Source organism: Streptomyces phaeochromogenes (assembly GCF_001418655.1).
In the GTDB taxonomy this organism is placed as follows: Bacteria; Actinomycetota; Actinomycetes; order Streptomycetales; family Streptomycetaceae; genus Streptomyces; species Streptomyces phaeochromogenes.
In genome coordinates this window covers 1-1,441 of sequence record NZ_LIQZ01000685.1, presented here as the reverse complement: position 1 = coordinate 1,441, position 1,441 = coordinate 1, and the positions used below count along the sequence as shown (strand labels likewise).

Annotated in this window: 1 protein-coding gene; it reads right to left on the bottom strand. The window is 71.3% G+C overall.

Going from position 1 to position 1,441, the window contains the following annotated elements:
- The coding region (locus tag AOK17_RS47555; protein WP_157881565.1) for an alpha-(1->3)-arabinofuranosyltransferase domain-containing protein at positions 1–1,441 on the bottom strand (1,441 nt) is incomplete at both ends.

Here is a 1,441-nt window from a genome sequence, read left to right as displayed (position 1 = left end):
TCCCGCTGGGCCCAGCGGGATTCGGCGAGCACGTCGAGGGGCTGGTCGATGGGCGAGCCCCAGGTGTAGATGCCGTGCGCGGTGGCGGGCACGACGAGGGCACGGGAGTCCGGCGAGTACTTCTCCAGCCAGTCGGCCGTGGACTGCCAGTACTTGGGAAGCTGCTGGAACGAACCCGGTTGCAGGATGGACCCGTTGAGGTAGGGCCAGGCGAGACCGGGGAGTACGAGGACCGCGGCGACCAGGGCCACGTACCGACGGCCGCGGACCTGGCGGGCGCCCCGCGACTGGGAGGCGACGCCGACCAGGTGCATCAGGCCGAAGACGAGGGCGAGGGCCAGTCCGGTCTGGAACTTGTAGATGTTCCGGAACGGTACGAGTCCGCCGTCCAGCCAGTCCTGGACGACCCCGTGGAAGGGCGCGCCGAACGAACCGCCGTACCCGGCAAGGGTGATGAGCGCGACCGACAGCACGGTCAGGACCAGCCAGCGCCGCTCGGGCAGGTCACGGCGGGCCAGCCCGGCCAGGCCGAGGCCTGCCGCGAGCGCCGACGAGAGGATCACGACCACCGAGGCCGCGACCGTCCAGCCGGCCGGCAGCCAGGCCTCGCCGAAGTGCAGATACGCGACCCAGTTCCCGGCGCCGCGCAGGGCCTCCGTCGCCGCCATGGTGTCCGTCGTGGTCTGCGAACTCTCCACATACGGAAGGAAGTTCTCGCCGTAGATGCCCAGCATGAGGAGTGGGACCACCCACCAGGCGGTCGCCAGGAGCACGCCCGGGATCCACCAGGCGATCAGCTTGCGCTGCCGGGGGCCGCGCGGGCGGGAGAGAAGGTAGAGACCGACCGGCAGCAGGGAAGCGAGAGTCGAGGCCGCGTTGACGCCTCCCATGAAGGGGATGATCAGCGCCGAGCGCAGGGCGGCGACGCGGGCGGTGTAGCGCTCGTTCGTCAGCGGCAGCAGCACCCATGGCAGGAAGGCGCCGGGTAGTGCGGCGGCGGAGGTCGAGCCGACGACGATCGTGAACACCGGCCACAGCGCGTACGTGAGTGCGCCGAGCAGCCGGGACGCGTTGCTGCCGATGTCCAGCCGTTCGGCGAGCCGCAGCGCGCCCCAGAAGGCGACCGCCACGATCAGCGACATCCACAGCCGCTCGGCCAGCCACACCGGGAGGTTGATCAGCTCGCACAGGCCGTAGTACGGCAGCATCGGGAAGGCGTAGCCGACGTACTGGTCCGCTATTCCGCCGAAGCCGCCCCGGTCGTGCCACAACTGGCCCAGGTCGGACAGGAACTGCCAGGGGTCGAGCGCGACCCCGAGCTTCGTGTCGAACGTCTGCCGGCCCGGGTCCACCGCGAGGAACAGCACGAACACCACGGCCCAGAACCCCAGCAGCCACCGCCGCGACCGCGGGCCCCGGGCGGGGCCCGCGGTCGCGGCGG